Annotated in this window: 16 protein-coding genes and 1 tRNA gene; 14 read left to right on the top strand and 3 right to left on the bottom strand. The window is 41.3% G+C overall.

The window, feature by feature from the left end; translation table 11 throughout:
- The first annotated feature begins 1 nt into the window (after position 1).
- From sdhB to NSQ36_RS13055, 3 genes are all read left to right on the top strand, one after another.
- Positions 2–766, top strand: a complete 765-nt coding sequence (gene sdhB / locus NSQ36_RS13065; RefSeq protein WP_050943616.1) for a succinate dehydrogenase iron-sulfur subunit — start codon at positions 2–4, stop codon at positions 764–766.
- Positions 767–887: 121 nt separating this feature from the next.
- On the top strand, positions 888–1,349 hold the full coding sequence (locus tag NSQ36_RS13060) for a thioesterase family protein (RefSeq protein ID WP_106029055.1): 462 nt from the start codon (positions 888–890) through the stop codon (positions 1,347–1,349).
- Between the two features lie 78 nt (positions 1,350–1,427).
- A complete protein-coding gene (locus tag NSQ36_RS13055; RefSeq protein WP_113387210.1) occupies positions 1,428–2,147 on the top strand; it encodes a biotin--[acetyl-CoA-carboxylase] ligase in 720 nt (239 codons plus the stop codon).
- 208 nt (positions 2,148–2,355) lie between these two features.
- On the opposite strand, the gene NSQ36_RS13050 is transcribed toward NSQ36_RS13055, so the two are convergent.
- Complete coding sequence (locus NSQ36_RS13050) at positions 2,356–3,486, bottom strand: PrpF domain-containing protein (protein ID WP_335353045.1); 1,131 nt, start codon at positions 3,484–3,486, stop codon at positions 2,356–2,358.
- Between the two features lie 136 nt (positions 3,487–3,622).
- On the opposite strand from NSQ36_RS13050, the gene NSQ36_RS13045 reads away from it, so the two are divergent.
- The 10 genes from NSQ36_RS13045 (at position 3,623) to NSQ36_RS13000 (ending at position 11,188) form a co-directional block, all read left to right on the top strand.
- Positions 3,623–4,483, top strand: a complete 861-nt coding sequence (locus NSQ36_RS13045; protein WP_113387208.1) for a LysR family transcriptional regulator — start codon at positions 3,623–3,625, stop codon at positions 4,481–4,483.
- 153 nt (positions 4,484–4,636) lie between these two features.
- On the top strand, positions 4,637–5,953 hold the full coding sequence (locus NSQ36_RS13040) for a citrate:proton symporter (RefSeq protein ID WP_113387207.1): 1,317 nt from the start codon (positions 4,637–4,639) through the stop codon (positions 5,951–5,953).
- Positions 5,954–6,158: 205 nt separating this feature from the next.
- Positions 6,159–6,383 carry a spore germination transcription factor GerE gene (gene gerE / locus NSQ36_RS13035; RefSeq protein ID WP_003184172.1) on the top strand — a complete coding sequence of 75 codons (225 nt, stop codon included), beginning with the start codon at positions 6,159–6,161 and terminating at the stop codon, positions 6,381–6,383.
- A gap of 149 nt (positions 6,384–6,532) precedes the next feature.
- Positions 6,533–6,973, top strand: a complete 441-nt coding sequence (locus tag NSQ36_RS13030) for a MarR family transcriptional regulator (RefSeq protein WP_003216546.1) — start codon at positions 6,533–6,535, stop codon at positions 6,971–6,973.
- A 7-nt stretch (positions 6,974–6,980) separates the two neighbouring features.
- Positions 6,981–7,799, top strand: coding sequence for a glutamate racemase (gene racE, locus NSQ36_RS13025; RefSeq protein WP_106032636.1), 819 nt, complete (start codon positions 6,981–6,983; stop codon positions 7,797–7,799).
- 101 nt (positions 7,800–7,900) lie between these two features.
- Positions 7,901–8,962, top strand: a complete 1,062-nt coding sequence (locus NSQ36_RS13020; protein WP_003216461.1) for a GerMN domain-containing protein — start codon at positions 7,901–7,903, stop codon at positions 8,960–8,962.
- A 151-nt stretch (positions 8,963–9,113) separates the two neighbouring features.
- Positions 9,114–9,842 (top strand): ribonuclease PH, encoded by a 729-nt coding sequence (gene rph / locus NSQ36_RS13015; RefSeq protein ID WP_003216792.1) that lies wholly within the window; start codon positions 9,114–9,116, stop codon positions 9,840–9,842.
- A gap of 10 nt (positions 9,843–9,852) precedes the next feature.
- Positions 9,853–10,455 (top strand): XTP/dITP diphosphatase, encoded by a 603-nt coding sequence (locus NSQ36_RS13010; protein WP_181185471.1) that lies wholly within the window; start codon positions 9,853–9,855, stop codon positions 10,453–10,455.
- Between the two features lie 14 nt (positions 10,456–10,469).
- Complete coding sequence (locus NSQ36_RS13005; RefSeq protein ID WP_113387205.1) at positions 10,470–10,994, top strand: metallophosphoesterase; 525 nt, start codon at positions 10,470–10,472, stop codon at positions 10,992–10,994.
- A 120-nt stretch (positions 10,995–11,114) separates the two neighbouring features.
- Positions 11,115–11,188 (top strand) — tRNA-Arg (locus tag NSQ36_RS13000).
- A 338-nt stretch (positions 11,189–11,526) separates the two neighbouring features.
- On the opposite strand, the gene NSQ36_RS12995 is transcribed toward NSQ36_RS13000, so the two are convergent.
- Positions 11,527–11,865, bottom strand: a complete 339-nt coding sequence (locus NSQ36_RS12995; protein ID WP_113387203.1) for a hypothetical protein — start codon at positions 11,863–11,865, stop codon at positions 11,527–11,529.
- 19 nt (positions 11,866–11,884) lie between these two features.
- A complete protein-coding gene (locus NSQ36_RS12990; protein WP_113387202.1) occupies positions 11,885–13,441 on the bottom strand; it encodes a T7SS effector LXG polymorphic toxin in 1,557 nt (518 codons plus the stop codon).
- A gap of 564 nt (positions 13,442–14,005) precedes the next feature.
- Here NSQ36_RS12990 and hsdR point away from each other — a divergent pair.
- Positions 14,006–17,212: a type I restriction-modification system endonuclease gene (gene hsdR / locus NSQ36_RS12985; RefSeq protein WP_339207364.1), complete on the top strand. Its 3,207-nt coding sequence runs from the start codon at positions 14,006–14,008 to the stop codon at positions 17,210–17,212.
- Positions 17,213–17,251 lie beyond the last annotated feature (39 nt).

Genomic DNA, 17,251 nt, shown 5'->3' with positions numbered 1-17,251 from the left:
GATGAGTGAAAAAAACACGATTCAATTCATAATCACACGTCAAGATACAGCAGATGGAAAGCCTTATGATGAAGAATTCGAAATCCCTTACCGCCCAAATATGAACGTCATTTCCGCACTCATGGAAATTAGACGGAACCCGGTCAATAAACAAGGGAAAAAAACAACGGCGATCAACTGGGATATGAACTGTCTTGAAGAGGTGTGCGGAGCTTGTTCTATGGTCATTAATGGAAAGCCGCGCCAATCATGTACAGCTCTTATTGATCAATTAGACCAGCCGATTCGTCTTCAGCCGATGAAGACATTCCCGGTTGTGAGAGATTTGCAGGTTGATAGAAGCCGGATGTTCAATTCCTTGAAAAAGGTGAAAGCATGGGTACCGATCGATGGCACGTATGACCTTGGTCCTGGACCAAGAATGCCTGAGAAAAAACGTCAATGGGCTTATGAGCTTTCGAAATGTATGACATGTGGTGTCTGCCTTGAAGCTTGTCCAAACGTGAATGATAAGTCTTCCTTTATGGGACCTGCACCGCTTTCGCAAGTTCGTTTATTTAACGCACATCCGACAGGTGCGATGAATAAGTCTGACCGTCTAGAAGAAATTATGGGGGACGGTGGTCTTGCGAACTGTGGGAACTCCCAAAACTGTGTGCAGTCTTGTCCGAAAGGAATCCCGCTGACAACGTCAATTGCTGCACTTAACCGAGATACAACTTTACAAGCATTCCGTAACTTCTTCGGAAGTGATCACGCAGAATAACATCACATTCAGTCCTCTTTGCCAATCATGATGAGTGTTTAAGAGGCTGGATGCAATATTGAAACAAACGCCTCTTCCAATACGGGAGAGGCGTTTTGTTTCCAAATAAGGAGATGATCAAGTGAGATTGCCGTCATATATTGAAGCGCCGTTTGAAGAGTGGAGGGCATCCTTTCGATTTTATGTCGAAACGACCGTTCGGTTTTCAGAAACGGATATGTTTGGCCACATGAACAATGTTACCCCTTTTGTGTATTTTGAAGAGGCGCGCATTGCCTTTTTTCAAAAAACAGGAATTGTTGATAAACGGATGAAACGTGTGCGAGAAACCATGACAGTCGTCGCTAACCTGCAATGTGATTACATCAAGCAGGTAGAGATTGGAGAGAGGCTTCGAGTGTATGTTAAGCCTGAGAAGGTCGGCTCAAGCTCACTCATTCTTCATTATTTAGGAGAAAATGAACAGCAGGAGCCATGCTTTACAGGCTCAGTCACCATGGTGCAAATTAGTAAAGATACAGGCACATCTGTCCCATTTACTGAAGAAGAAAAAGAGACATTTAGGGCGCAGAGAAAAGAGTAGCATGCTACCTCATCAACGTGCACGCTCCATTTTGTTATAATAAAAGCACCATATCAAGAAGAAACAAGAGGAGAACATATGAAGATTTTTCAATATGACACCATTGATAGTACAAATAATGAAGCGAAAAGGCTCATGCAGCAAGGAGAAAAGCCCTCATTTGCTGTCTATGCATGCCAGCAGACAGAAGGAAGAGGCAGACTCGGCAGGCCGTGGGAAACACCTTTAGGGAATGTGGCAGTGACCATGACAGTCATGCCGCCAGAAGAACTCTCCACCCAGTCAACGATCGCCCCGCTAACAGCACTAGCAATCTATGATGTGCTGAAACCACTCATAAGAGCGGACGATCAGCTGGCGATCAAATGGCCGAATGATATCCTCATTAATGAAGCAAAGGTATCCGGCACATTAATTGAAGCAGATCGCAGCGCCATTTATATCGGTGTTGGCATCAATGTAGAGACGAAGCCGGAGCATGTCCCGTACAAAACCATTTGCTTATCAGAGCTGACAGAGGTGAAAGCTGATCAGCTAGTGAAAGACCTGGCAGCGGCTTTTGAAAAATACCGTACACGCTGGCAGAATGAAGGGTTTGAAGCACTCACTGCCCTTTATAATAAACGGTTATATCGTCTAAACAAGCCGCTTCGCATTTCGTTAGATCGTGAAAAACAAACATGGGAAGAAGGCATTTGCTGCGGCGTTAACCGCTTTGGTCATCTTCAGCTAAAAGATGATAAAGGACAGATCAAAGCTCATTCTGCCGGAGATATTGATGCCCCGCTTCAGCATTAAAAAAAGCAGACGATGTTCTCGTCTGCTCAGCGTGTAGACAAACCCTCGCATTCGTTGTCAGGTCTGCGCGCTGGTGCTCACGAATGTTCGATTCGCTCCGCGCCAGTGCTCGCCCTTCCTAGACTTCAAAGGTTTTCTATCACGCTGAAAAGAAGACAAAGTGCTAAAATAAACATCATTTTAGCACTTTGTCAACAATCTAAGCACTTTAGGCTTCTCTTTTAATATGAGGCTGCACAATATAATCTTGTTTCGTAAAGACAACCCCGTCTAGAATTTCTCTTGCAGTTCGAATGACTTTGACTCTATTTTGGGACACGTCAATGTCTGTTTGCATAATTCCGGCAGGGTGACCGATTCGAAGCGTATCATGTTGTCCATCATAAAGCTGTGCAGGAAGTGTTTGTTCAATAAAACAGCTGGCTGACACGCAGACAGAACCGGTAATGGCAAGCGCTTGGTGTGGTCTTTGCATCGATAACATGCGTACGATGATATCCATATCGGCTGCTCGTCTCATCACTCCGGTTGTATCCACATAATCAGCAGGCTCGCTAATGATCGCAAGCTTCGGAACGGCTGGTGATTGTAATGTCGCCATGTCTTTTGGTGCAAAGTGACACATTTCAGCAGCGATGGAACGAATCTCTTCTAAATCATTCAGTAATGCGTCTGTAAACTCCTCAGGTAATTCGGTTCCTTTTAAATGAAGATCCTTCGCACGGACAAAGGCAATGGGATTTGCGATGTCAACGATCGAGATCGGAATCTCTCCGAATTTTGTCTGAATCGTATCCATGCGGTTCCCTGTCGGAAAGGTTTTACCAGTCACAGCGCCTTCAGGTTTTTCAAAGGATAGATAGATGGGAGATCCTGTCCCTTTTACACCTGGAATTTCTACATCTCCCTCAAATTTCACTTCGCCATTTTCAACCTCAACCTCTGCTACAATGACTTTATTGGTGTTGGTATTGAGGATACGTACAGTCGTAATGGGCTCAACCGCTTGCACAAGTCCTTTAATGATGGCGTATGGCCCAACCGCTGATGAGATATTCCCGCAGTTTCCTTTAAAGTCGACATATCTCTCATTGATGCTGACTTGTGCAAATGTATAGTTCACATCCACATCCGGGCGTGTGGCTTTATCAATAATGGCCACTTTGCTTGTTAAAGAATTACCGCCGCCGATCCCATCGACCTGCAGCCGGTCAGGACTGCCCATAATGTCTAAAAGAAATGCCTCGAGCTCATCGTGTTCAAATGGTGAATTGTTTGCTTGAATGAATACCCCTTTACTTGTACCGCCTCGCATCATTGTGATTGGAACTTTTCTCATTGCTCTCACCCTCAATTTTTTAATGAACTGTTTATCTAATCAAAATGGTAAAGTATAATAAGAAATAAGTTAAATACATTATTTTAAGATGAATCAATAAAATTTTTTTATAACTAGTGAAAAAGGAGGGCACACCATGGATGAGAAAGACTGGCGGTTTCTAAAGGTGCTCTATGAAGAAAAGAACATCACAAAAGCGGCGGAGAAATTATTTGTCTCTCAGCCTGCCTTAAGCTATCGGTTGAAGCAGCTTGAAGAGGAGTTTGATATGAAGCTTTTCTTTAAAAGAAAACGAGGGATTGAATTTACGTCAGAAGGCGAGTACTTGGCTGCATACGCAAATGACATGCTTAAACAGCTTCAGCAGACAAAAGATGGCATGCTCAACATGCAAAAAAAGGTCAAAGGGACAATCCGGTTAGGGGTCTCAAGTAACTTTGCTCAGTATAAGCTCCCAGAAATTTTAAGAGAATTTTCTAAGCAGTATCCACATGTTCAATTCATGGTGAATACAGGCTGGAGTACGAAAGTCATGGATTTATTAGGCACATCAAGTGTTCATTTAGGGATTTTAAGAGGGGATTACGACTGGAATGGAGAGCGGTTTTTGCTTGATAAAGAGCGGCTTTGTATCATTTCAAAATCAGAAATTCAGCTAAAGGACCTTCCGAAGCTGCCGCTCATTGACTATCATACAGATAGTTCATTAAAACGATTGATTAACAGATGGTGGCAGGAAACGTTTGCCATGCCTCCGCTTGTGACGATGGAGACAGATCGCCAGGATACATCAAAAGAGATGGTCAAGCACGGTTTAGGCTATGCCATTGTCCCGGAAATTTGCCTCAGGCCAAGTGATGAGCTATTTGTAAAAGGTCTTTCGTATAAAGATGGACAGCCTGTTTTAAGAGATACATGGCTTATGTACCAGCCTGACTCCCTTCATTTATCTGTTGTGAAAGCATTCATCGAATTTTTAAGAAGCCAGCAGGGCTGATTATAAAAAGAATTTATAGAAGATACGAAAAAATCAATATTTTCATTATGAAAAAAGCTATTATATCCTTGAAATAGAAAGCGCTAACATTCAGATCACAAGTGCAAAGGGGCGCTTGCTGATCGTGTAAAGAAGAGGATGGAGGGATATATAGTGCTAGCTATTTTAGGGCTTTTAATGGTCGTGACTTTTACATTTCTTATTATGACAAAACGTATGCATCCGGTGGTGGCGTTAACCGTAGTACCGATCATCTTTGCATTGATTGGTGGGTTTTACAGTGGGTTAGGGGATATGATGCTCGATGGACTCAAAACGGTTGCGCCATCTGCTGCTTTATTGTTATTTGCCATTTTATTCTTCGGTGTCATGCTGGATGCTGGGCTGTTTGATCCACTGATTAAACTCATTTTACGTATTGTGAAAGGGGATCCTGTCAAAATTGCGTTTGGGGTAGCGATTTTGTCTATGCTTGTTGCATTAGATGGTGATGGGACGACAACTTACATGATTACCGTATCCGCTTTGCTGCCGCTTTTCTTAAGAATTGGGATGAACCCGTTGATTTTAGGAACGATTTCATTATTATCATTAGGTATTATGAGCGGTATGACCCCGTGGGGTGGTCCAGCTACTCGTGCAATTGCTGCGCTTGGCTTGGATGCAGCTGAATTTTTTATTCCATTAATTCCAACGATGGTAGCTGGCGGTCTATTCATCCTTTTTACTGCTTATGTGCTTGGGAAAAAAGAGCGGAAGCGAATTGGGGTTGCAGAAATTCAGTACAAAGAAGAGGTCTCGATCTCCCCTGAACTGGCAGCGTCAATCGAAGATGGCGTAGAAGATATAAAGAGACCGAATCTCATTTGGGTGAACTTCTTCTTGACGATTGCAGTGATGGCGACACTTGTTTTAGATATCGTACCGATTCCAGTTCTCTTCTTAATTGGATTTGTCATCGCTCTCATGATCAACTATCCAAAGGTTGAAGATCAGCGCGAGAGAATCTTATCACATGCGGGAAATGCCTTAACGGTCATTACCCTTGTGTTTGCAGCAGGAATTTTTACAGGAATCTTTTCGGGGACAAAAATGGTGGAGTCGATTGCCAACTTGGTGATTTACTTAATTCCGGATTCTTACAGTTCGTTTTTTCCGCTCATTGTGGCTTTAACGAGTATGCCATTTACATTTGTTCTTTCAAATGATGCTTATTATTTCGGGGTGCTGCCAATCTTGGCAGAAGCCGGCGCAGCTTACGGAATTGATCCAGTGGAAATTGCACGCGCCTCTATTATAGGACAGCCTGTTCATCTGCTGAGCCCTCTTGTGGCTTCAACGCTACTTCTTGTCAGTATGCTGAACAAAGATATTGGCGATTTGCAAAAATACGCATTGCTGTGGACCGTGTTAACTGCCCTTTTTACAACGCTTATTGCTTTGTTAACAGGAGCCATTTCTATCTTTTAAATACGTGTATGAAAAGGACGACGTCTCGGGTAGGAGACTCGTCCTTTTTTGTGCGGATAAAACCGTACAAAATGGACGCTCATATGCAGGAATTCTCGATTTTAACGTCACCTACCTCGGGCAGCCGGCATATGATATCTCGACTATACAGAATCCCATTCTATAGAGACTAGAGCTCTCACCTTAGCAAGGAGGGTTACAATACTTGAAGGAGAAAGAGTTTCAATCCAAGCCGCTATTAACCAAAAGAGAAAGAGAAGTATTCGAATTGCTCGTCCAAGATAAAACAACAAAAGAAATTGCAAGCGAGCTTTTTATTAGCGAAAAGACTGTTCGAAATCATATTTCGAATGCCATGCAAAAGCTAGGAGTCAAAGGTCGTTCACAGGCCGTAGTCGAGCTTCTGCGTATGGGTGAGCTAGAGCTCTAAAGTCAGCCGGTTTTCCTTCCACTCTAGGGAGGAACCGGTTATTTCTATATGGTTTCCATGAGTCTCTTCTTGCATTTTCTCTGAAAAACGAGGAAAATAGGAATGTACGTTTTAATCAAAGTGAGATGCTATAGTGAGGTATCAATGAAATGGAAACGAATGAGTTCGACCATGTAGCAGAGATTGAAAAATCATTGCGCCATATTGCTGCAATTATTAAGCAAAAAGGCAGAGAAATCCTGAACCAATATACGATTACACCTCCTCAATTTGTAGGGCTTCAGTGGCTTTATGAATTCGGAGATATGACAATAGGTGAGCTATCACAAAAGATGTATTTGGCTTGCAGTACAACCACCGACTTAATTGATCGAATGGAAAAAAGTGAACTTGTCGAACGAGTAAAAGATCCTTCTGACCGCCGCGTGGTTCGCATTCATTTATTGCCTGAAGGCGAGCGGATCATTCAAGAAGTGATTGTTAAACGCCAAGAATACGTCAGTGAACTTCTAGGGGCTTTCTCAGAAGAAGAAGCCATCGTTTTCAACCAATCCTTAACGAAACTACAGCAGCAAATGAAAAGAAAATGAGGCGATTTTGTTGGATCAACCAATCGGCGTCATTGATTCCGGCGTCGGCGGTTTAACCGTTGCAAAGGAAATCATGAGACAACTGCCAAAAGAAAAAATCATTTACGTAGGCGATACAAAACGGTGCCCGTATGGCCCTCGGAAAGAAGAAGAGGTTCTTCAATATACTTGGGAAATGGCACACTACTTATTAAGACATCATCATATTAAAATGCTCGTCATCGCATGCAACACAGCGACGGCGATCGCACTAGATGAAATCAAAGCAACGCTTGATATTCCGGTCATTGGCGTGATTCAGCCCGGCGCCCGCACAGCCATCAAGGTGACAAACAATCAGCAAATTGGTGTCATTGGTACAGCCAATACGATCAAAAGCGAGGCATACAAAGAAGCTTTGCTATCCCTAAAAGCAGGACTAGCGGTTCAAAGTCTGGCATGTCCGTTGCTTGTTCCCTTTGTGGAAAGCGGGACGTTTTTAGATCAGACAGCAGATGAAGTGGTGAAAGATTCCCTTGAACCGATGAAAGAAACAGGAATTGATACACTCATTCTTGGCTGTACACACTATCCAATTTTAAAAGAGTCGATTCAGCGCTTTATGGGCAGTGATGTGAGCATCATTTCATCAGGGGACGAGACAGCGAGAGAAGCAAGTACGATTCTTTCCTATAAAGGACTGTTAAATACCTCTAAAGAAGCGCCTGTTCATACATTTTATACAACAGGGCAGCAGCAAAATTTTGAAAACATCGCTCGTGACTGGTTTGGCTACCTGCCAGGGAAGGTCGAAACCGTATCACTCGAACACGTCTATCAGCAATAACCCCCTTCTATTTGAAGTGGGTTATTTTTTTATGAAAAGGGTCTAATCCGCAGGAGGAGCTCGTATACATAGTAGTACAAACTACTAGAGGAGGGTGAAGTATGCTGAAAAAAGGATCTACAGCAGCTGTGACGTGTATCGCGTCAGCCATGCTTTTGTCAGGATGCGGATTGTTTCAAACAGACCAAGCGAAAACAGAGATTGACCCGCCACAAAACGTCACATATGTGAAAGAAAATAAAGAAGATAAACAAACAGCGAAAGAAGGAAAAGAAGAGAAGAAGGCAGATACAGTCATGAGAGAATTATATTTAATTGATAAAAACGGGTATGTCGTTTCTCAATCCATTCCACTGCCGAAAAATGAGGGGAGTGCCAAACAAACCTTAGAATACCTCGTGGACGGAGGACCGATTTCTAACCTCATGCCAAATGGATTCCGGGCTGTTTTGCCGGCCGACACGAGTGTATCTGTCGACATTAAAGACGGAACGGCCGTAGTAGATTTTTCAAATGAATTCAAAAACTATAAAAAAGAAGACGAACAGCGCATCCTGCAATCGGTCACTTGGACGTTAACGCAGTTTGATTCTGTCGCCAAAGTCAAATTGAAAATGAATGGTCATGAACTAAAAGAAATGCCTGTGAACGGCACACCGATTTCAGATGATTTAAGCAGAGAAGACGGTATTAATATTCAGCACGAGGCTGCCGCTGATATGACATCGACAAAGCCAGTGACAGTTTATTACTTAGCTGAATCTGATGAACAGACGTACTATGTTCCTGTGACCAAAAGGGCGCCAAAAGATGAGGATGATCAAATTACAGCAGCCATTGATGAGCTCGTCTCTGGACCAAGCAAAAAAAGCCATTTGCTCACAGACTTTGATCAAGATGTAAAGCTGAATGATATCCCGAAAGTAAAAGACGGACATGTGACACTTGATTTCAACGAATCCATTTTCGGCAGCGCAGATGAAAAGAAAAAGGTGATTTCACAAAAAGTTCTTGATAGCATCGTGCTCACATTAACAGAGCTGCCGGACGTCAAAAGCGTATCCGTTAAGGTAAACGGCAAGGCTGAGCTTGTGAACGAAAAAGGAGCAGAGCTGACAAAGCCGGTTTCAAGACCAGAACAAGTGAATACAGGTAGTTTTTAACGGCACACATTGATATAATGGAGAAAAAGAGGCATGCATATTCGCTGCCTCTTTTTTATTCCAAGCGATTAGAACGAGCCGAGGTTGTCAAAGTTAGTAGGAGAACCCCGCTGGCATCCGCGCGGAATGTATATTGTAACGGAGGTAAATCATGAGATTAGATGAAAGACACTATGACGAATTAAGAAAAATTGAAATAGAGGCAGGCTACATTACGCATCCAGAAGGCTCTGTCTTAATCTCAGCGGGCAATACGAAGGTGATTTGTAACGCATCCATCGAAGACCGCGTACCTCCTTTTTTAAGAGGACAAGGAAAAGGCTGGATTACAGCAGAATATAGCATGCTTCCAAGAGCAACCGCTCAAAGAACCATTAGAGAATCATCTAAAGGAAAAGTGACAGGACGTACAATGGAAATTCAGCGATTAATTGGACGAGCACTCCGTGCAGTCGTTGACTTAGAAAAGCTTGGCGAACGCACGATTTGGATTGACTGTGATGTCATTCAAGCAGACGGGGGCACACGCACAGCATCTATTACCGGTGCTTTTGTCGCCATGACGCTTGCGATTCAAAAGCTTCGAGCAGAAGGTGTCATCAAACAAAACCCGATCACTGATTATTTAGCGGCGATATCCGTCGGAATTGATTCTCAGCAAGGTCTTCTGTTAGATTTAAATTATGAAGAAGATTCTTCAGCTGAAGTAGATATGAATGTCATCATGACAGGCGCTGGACGCTTTGTTGAACTTCAAGGCACAGGCGAAGAAGCGACATTCTCAAGAGAACAGCTAAACGGACTGCTTGATTTAGCCGAAAAGGGCATCAAAGAATTAATCGAAAAGCAAAAAGCAGTGACAGGAGAAGTCATCGAATAAAGAGAAGGGTTTGATCAGGATGAAAACAGCCATCATTGCAACGCACAATGCGGGTAAAGCGAAAGAATTCAAAGCCATTCTTGAGCCAAAAGGATTCACGGTCAAAACACTAGCAGACATCGGCTTTACTGAAGAGATTGAAGAAACAGGACAAACCTTCGAAGAAAATGCCATTATCAAAGCCGAGGCGATTCAAGCCAAAGCAGGTGAAATGGTCATTGCAGACGATTCCGGTTTGTCGATTGACTATCTTGGCGGAAAACCTGGCGTATATTCAGCGAGATACGCTGGTGAACATAAAAACGATGCTGAGAATGTAGAAAAAGTGCTGAGTGAGCTTCAAGGCATTGAAAAAGAAGACCGTACAGCTAGATTCAGATGTGCCCTTGCTGTCAGCATACCGGGTAAAGAAACAAAGACGGTAGAAGGATCAGTAGAAGGTTTCATCGCAGAGGAACCAATCGGCGAAAACGGCTTCGGATACGACCCAATTTTCATCGTCAAAGACAAAGATCAGACGATGGCCGAGTTATCACCAGAGGAGAAAAACAAGATTAGCCATCGAGCGGTCGCGCTTCAAAAGCTTTCATCACTGCTAGACGCAAATGAATAAGGGGGAATGAAGCCATGAAGATACTCATCATTAGTGACAGTCATGGACTCACAGACGAACTTCAAACCATTGCCAAACGGCATGCGGCTGAAGTCGACATGATGATTCACTGCGGAGATTCAGAACTCGAAACGAACCACCCAGCTCTCGAAGGATACAAAGTCGTCAAAGGAAATTGTGACTTTATGGGCGATTTTGCAGAAGAGCTCCTGCTTTCACTTGATGGAGGCGGAAAACTATTTCTCACTCACGGACATCTGCATGGCATCAAACAATCCTTGCTTCAAGTCTACTACCGTGCAGAAGAGCTAGGCGCAGACATCATCTGCTTTGGCCACTCGCACATCCCAGGCAGTGAGCTGCTAAGAGGAAAACTGCTCATTAACCCAGGCAGTGTGCACCTGCCAAGAGTGCGTAAAGAGCGCAGCTACGCTATACTGACACTAGATGGAAGCGAAGCGAACGTACAGTTTTTCACAGACGAAGGTCAAGCCATACAAGACCTCGAAAACACTGTCACATTGGAAGGTATTTCATAAGGGTGCAGCATTTGCCCCTTATGAAAAAACTTTCGAAAAACCGTTGACTTTAAAGAACAATAGTAATATAATAAATCTTGTCGGTGAGGTACTCACCAACAGAACACTACATAACAACATGTCCCAGTAGCTCAGCTGGATAGAGCAACGCCCTTCTAAGGCGTCGGTCGGGAGTTCGAATCTCTCCTGGGACGTACTAATGTAAAAGCCTGAAATCCTTGATATGAAAGGATTTCAGGCTTTTTTGTTTCTTGGAATATAAGTTCGTTTATCGCTTCAAATTAGGGTTTTGGGAGCGGGTTGGGGGCGAATTTGTTTTTAAGTATTTCCGTTCCCTATTTTTGTATCAAAGAAGCTATCAAGATGGGTGGCTGATTTCTGATTAGCTTCTTCAATGACTACGAACGTAAATGGATCAAAATCAAAAATGTATAAATTGAAAATGGGCTTATATGTAGGGTTGCTACTAAATATATTGAGGTAAAGCAAAAACAAACGAAAAGCCCTTCCAATTTGGAGGGGCCTTCCTTTGTTAATTATCACTGTCCAATTCCCATAATTTTTGACCGTCTGCTAAATATACTGCATTTGGTGTATCTTTATAAAGTGATATTTCTACTAATGAGCTTTTTCCTGTACTAATCCAATCATATATACTGCTTTCATTATGAGTAGGCTGGGTCAAAACTTCTATTACCCTAAAAGCAACAGCATAGTATTCTGTATAATTTACATCATCGTCCTCTAAACCATTATCTGATTCATAGAGTGTGTCTGGTTTACCAACGATCTTTAATCCATTTTTCCAAACTAATATAAGTTCTTTCCCTCCATTTTCATCTAATGTTTTTATTAAAGAGTTATATTCCATAGTTAATCATCCTTTTCATTCATTCTAATGGTTTTGAAGGGACTATATGAGCACCGTTTTTTGAATAATGGATAGTACCTCTTGTAGTCTCTATATATTTCCCGGTTTTTAAGTCATAGGTCTGTCCTATTTTTTGACCGAAATTGACAACTTCCCTTCCATTTACCATCATTTCTCCTTTACCAGCATATTTATCAAGCAATTCTTGTGCTTTTTTATTGTCACCGTAAAAGATGCTTTTTTTCTTTCCATTAGCTAGCTCCTGTTTATAGTTAGGTGCATCAGGAATATGTTTCTCTTGAGCTCCTGGTTTTACCTTTGCAGGGAAACCATTTACTTCACGATACGGACCTTTTGGTACGGAGTGTTTGCCGAAGGAAGGTGTTTTAACAATCTTCTTGGCTACTTTCTCTCCTTTCATTTTTTTTAAAACATATTTTCCAACTTTAGCGATTTTAGCTCCTGGTATCATGTACAAGCTTGATACTAGACGGTCCATGTCAGCGACTTTGTCACCTGTTACAGGGTCTCTCCCTGTGATGACACGAATTGCATCATTTATTCCTGTAAATTCAACCGCCGTATTTAAGATGTTTGAGGTTTGTTCTCCCGTTTTCACATCAGAAATCTTTGTGATGCTTTCAATATTCACTTTGTTTTGATCCGATATTCGTAACCGATACAGCATTCCATCTCGAATAACTTCAACTGTTTTGACATTTGCGAAGTCAATCTTTTCATTTGTATTATATATTTTTCTATTTACGATCACGGCGTTTTGATTGATTTTATTAGACGGTTTCCTATTTAAAATCGTATCCACATTTGATCGCTCTTTATCATTCAGCTTCTTCAGCATGATCGCCATTGGATTTCCATCGGGACTGTCTATTTTTTTATTCAATTCGTTTAGGTTACTACTTATTTTTTTGTCTTCTTCATCTTTAAGAATGGAGCCTTTTTGATAGCTGGTGATCTCAATTCTCGGACCAGTGAACATCGTGCCTAGAGTGTCTATGTATTCCTTCATTGTTTGGATGGAGTTTTTGGTTTCATTCAAAGCACCGGCTTGTTCTCTGTCAAAGGCATGGAGCGTTCCGATGGTTTTTGAGATGTTCATCCATGTTTTTTGATAGCTTGCTTGAAAAGCAGACTCGTCCACATTTGGTAAATCAATGATATGACTGACCTTGCCGATGGCGCTATTGGCATCTGACACGATATCAGATACGGCCCGTTCGGCATTTTTTAAACCTTGGTCAAGCTCATGTTCGAGAAACGATTGTGAGATAAAGCCATTTTCGTTTGATTCAAATGCATGAAGTGCATTCTGAACCTTTTGGAGTGCGGCGCTGTATTCTTTAATCGTGACTTGAAAGAATTGCAAGAAAGGGATATGGCACTCTGCGTAAAACGCTCGAATCGCTTCTCCAGCTTCCCCCTTTAGTGCGCCATCCAATGAAATGATTCTATTGATTTGGCTTTCAAGGGCTTTGATATGTAGTGATTGTTGTTTTAACTGTGTCAGTGTTTGATCAATTGCATGATGCAAAGCCTGAACATCTAACGTTTTCATGGCATTCTCCTTTAAAGCTTGGTCGCAATCAATAGAGAGTTTACCATTATTAGGAGGTGTATTGGGAAATAAATACTGAAATTTCATGAAAATGAAACGATTTACATAGGTGATAATGACTAGATATTGAATAACGAGTGTGGAACAGTTTGAGAATGTGTGTGTTCAAATAATAAAGACAGAAGAACAATCACCCGTATCATTAGGATTTTACCACTGTTGTATTCTTTCTGAATCTAATCATATTATTGATGATCTTGTATAGTTTTCTTTCGAGATTAGTCACAAGAAATTTTTCTGGAAGGAATGTACGTTCAAAGATAAACTTAAATAACCCTTCAAGTAGAAAGGTTATTTTAAAGAAGATACTTTATCAGTGAGCTGGCTATTCGAAACAATATTGTTCTTACCGATAAAAAGATTGAAGCACAAAAAGAATGATATGAAATTTGTTAAACAAATGCCAATTAACTTAACTTTGTCAGTTGTGGATTAAGTCTACCTAATTTTTGTATAAATATAGTATAATAAACATATAAAACCTTTTAGGAAACGGTGATAATGATGAATAGCAATTTTTCATTTTTTCAAGGGAAGTGGGCAGTACTTTCCAATTTAGGAGAAACAGCTGAGAAAAATGTATATCATGACCCACATACAACAGTAATGAAACTAAGATTATTTGCCGAAACATTAACAAAATTTATTCTAGCCGCTGAAAATATTAAGGAAGCATATGGGACAAAACAAGTAGAGCGCATCAACATATTACGTCGAGAAGGAATACTTGAACCAGAATTAATAGATATCGTTGAAACGCTTCGTCGCAAAGGCAATGTGGCTATGCATGAGGCGGGGTATCAAAAAACTGAAGAAGCAAAATCTTTGTTGCATTTGGCTTTTCGTTTGTCGACTTGGTTTATGGAGGTATACGGTGATTGGAATTTTCAAGCTCCAGAGTACATAGAGCCAAATAAACAAACAGAAATAGATACACGACAGCTCCAACAAGAGTATGAAGTGAAAGTGAGGCAGCTTGAAGAGGAATTAGAGACAATTCGCCATCAAGCTGAATTAGAGCAAGAAGATGAGAAAATGAAACGTAGAAAAGCGTCCAAAAACTTTATGCGTAGGCAGCAGCTGACTGAAGATGAAACACGTATCATCATTGATCAGAAGTTACGTGCTGCTGGATGGGAAGTAGACACGAATTTGCTAAACTATAAAAAAAACAGGACGCTACCAGAGAAAAACAAACATATGGCCATTGCTGAGTGGAAGGTCGATGGTGGCTGGGTTGACTATGCATTGTTTGTTGGACTCAAGCTTGTTGGTTTCATTGAAGCAAAAGCAGAAAAGAAAACGATTCCTGGGGCATTAGATAGTCAAACAAAAGTGTACGCGAAAAATGTCGTGCAAGTAGAAGATGAACAAATTACACCAACAACTGGTGATTATCAAGTCCCATTTTTATATGCAACAAATGGCCGACCTTATTTAAGACAGCTCCAAGAGGAATCAGGTACTTGGTTCTGGGATTCACGCAAACCATTTGAACATGCACGTCCGCTTGAAGGATGGCATTCACCTGAAGATTTAAAGCTGCTTCTTAGCCAAGATGATAAGGATGCGGATAAGCGTCTAGAAGAAGAGGATATAACTAAGTTTGGTTTGCGTCACTATCAGCAGGATGCGGTTCTGGCTGCAGAAAAGTCGTTAAAAGAAGGAAACAGAAGAATGCTTATTGCAATGGCCACAGGAACTGGGAAAACTCGAACTGCTATTGCGCTTATGTATCGCTTAATTAAGTCTAAAAAGTGTCGCCGCATTCTTTTTCTTGTCGATCGTAATTCACTCGGTAAACAAACAGAGGATTCACTGAAAGATACGAAAATTGAAGGTTACTCGTTTGCTGATATATACGATGTGAAGTCATTAGGCGCTCTCACACCGGAAGTTGAAACGAAGGTGCAGATTGCAACCGTGCAGGGAATGGTTCGCAGACTTTTTTATAACGATAGCGAAAAGCTTCCAAGCGTCGGGCAATATGATTTCATTATTGTAGATGAGGCGCATCGAGGCTACACAAGTGATAGAGAAATGACAGAGGAAGAATTAGAATTCCGTGATCAGAATGATTATATTAGTCAATATCGGCGCGTTATCGATTATTTTGATGCGGCATGTTTAGGACTTACCGCAACACCTGCTCTACATACAACAGACATTTTCGGTATGCCTATTTTCAAATATTCATATAGCGAAGCAGTGTTGGATGGATATCTAGTGGACCATGAGCCTCCATATTTGTTTAAAACAGAACTTTCACAAGTGGGCATCACCTTTGAAAAAGATGAGGAAGTAGAAGTATATGATGTTGATAAAGGGGAGATTCAACTAGAGAAAGTAGAAGATACTGTGCACTTTGAAGTGGAGCAGTTTAATAAAAAAGTCATTACAGAACCATTTAACCGCGCAGTTCTAAATAAATTAGTTGACTATATTGACCCTGCAGGTAAAGAAAAAACGCTCATCTTTGCAGCTACTGATCAACACGCAGATCTTGTTGTTCGTTTATTAAAAGAAGGCTTTAAAGAACGTGGCGATGAAATTGAAGATGATGCCATAATGAAAATTACTGGATATATCTACCAGCCATTAGATGCCATTACACGGTTTAAAAATGAGCGACTGCCTAATGTCGTTGTTACAGTTGATTTACTCACAACAGGTATTGACGTGCCACCGATCACAAATTTGGTGTTTTTAAGAAGAATACAGTCTCGTATTCTCTATGATCAAATGCTTGGTCGTGCGACTCGTCTTTGCCCAGAGATTGGGAAAACACACTTTAACATCTACGATGCTGTTGGTATATATGACAAGTTGCAACATTATACAGAAATGAAACCAGTTGTGAAGAAACAAAACTTTCGTATTGGTGAGTTGTATGATTCTCTTGTTAATGCGACGACTGATGAGGAAGCTTCGTTTTATCGTGATCAATTAGTAGCAAAAATCCAGCGTCGCAAACAAAGATTTGACGAAGAAGGCATGGGGAAGTTTGAAGAATTATCGAATGGAAAACATGTGGATGAATGGGTGAAAGAAATTCAAACATACTCACCGCAAGAAGCCACACAACATAATATTCTATTTGAATACATGGAAACGTACCAAGTAACACGTGAAAAACGTTATATATCTGATAAGGAAGATGAAGTAACAGACGTCATTCGTGGGTATGGTGAAGGGAACAAGCGACCAGAAGATTATCTGGATGGTTTTGTTCGATTTATCCAAGAAAATATCAATGAAATTCCCGCTTTGCATCTGATCTGTACACGACCAAAAGATCTAACAAGACAAGATTTACGAGAACTTATGACGATTTTAGAAACAAAAGGCTTTAAGCAATCTCATTTACAAACCGCTTGGAAACAGACAAAAAATGAGGACGTTGCAGCAGATATTATTAGTTTTATTCGCCAAGCTGCATTAGGTGAAGCACTCGTTGACCATGAATCACGTATTAAACAGGCAATGCACAAAGTGTATTCACTGCATGAGTGGACGCCAAGACAAAAGAAGTGGTTAGAGAGAATAGAAAAGCAATTACTTCAAGTGCCTGTTCTTGCGCCTACCGCAGAAGAGGCATTCTCGGAAGAACCTTTTAGAACGTCTGGTGGCTACAAATTACTGAAACGTGAGTTCGGTGACCATATCGATCATATTGTCAATACGATCAATGAGAACCTTTATATCAGCTAACGACTGTGCCTCTTCATTGAGGCACTTTTTTGGGTTATA

Origin of the sequence: Bacillus sp. FSL W8-1143 (assembly GCF_037965155.1) — a bacterium.
Taxonomy (GTDB): Bacteria; Bacillota; Bacilli; order Bacillales; family Bacillaceae; genus Bacillus; species Bacillus pumilus.
The sequence above is the reverse complement of the archived record's forward strand: the minus strand, read 5'-3'. Positions and strand labels throughout refer to the sequence as shown.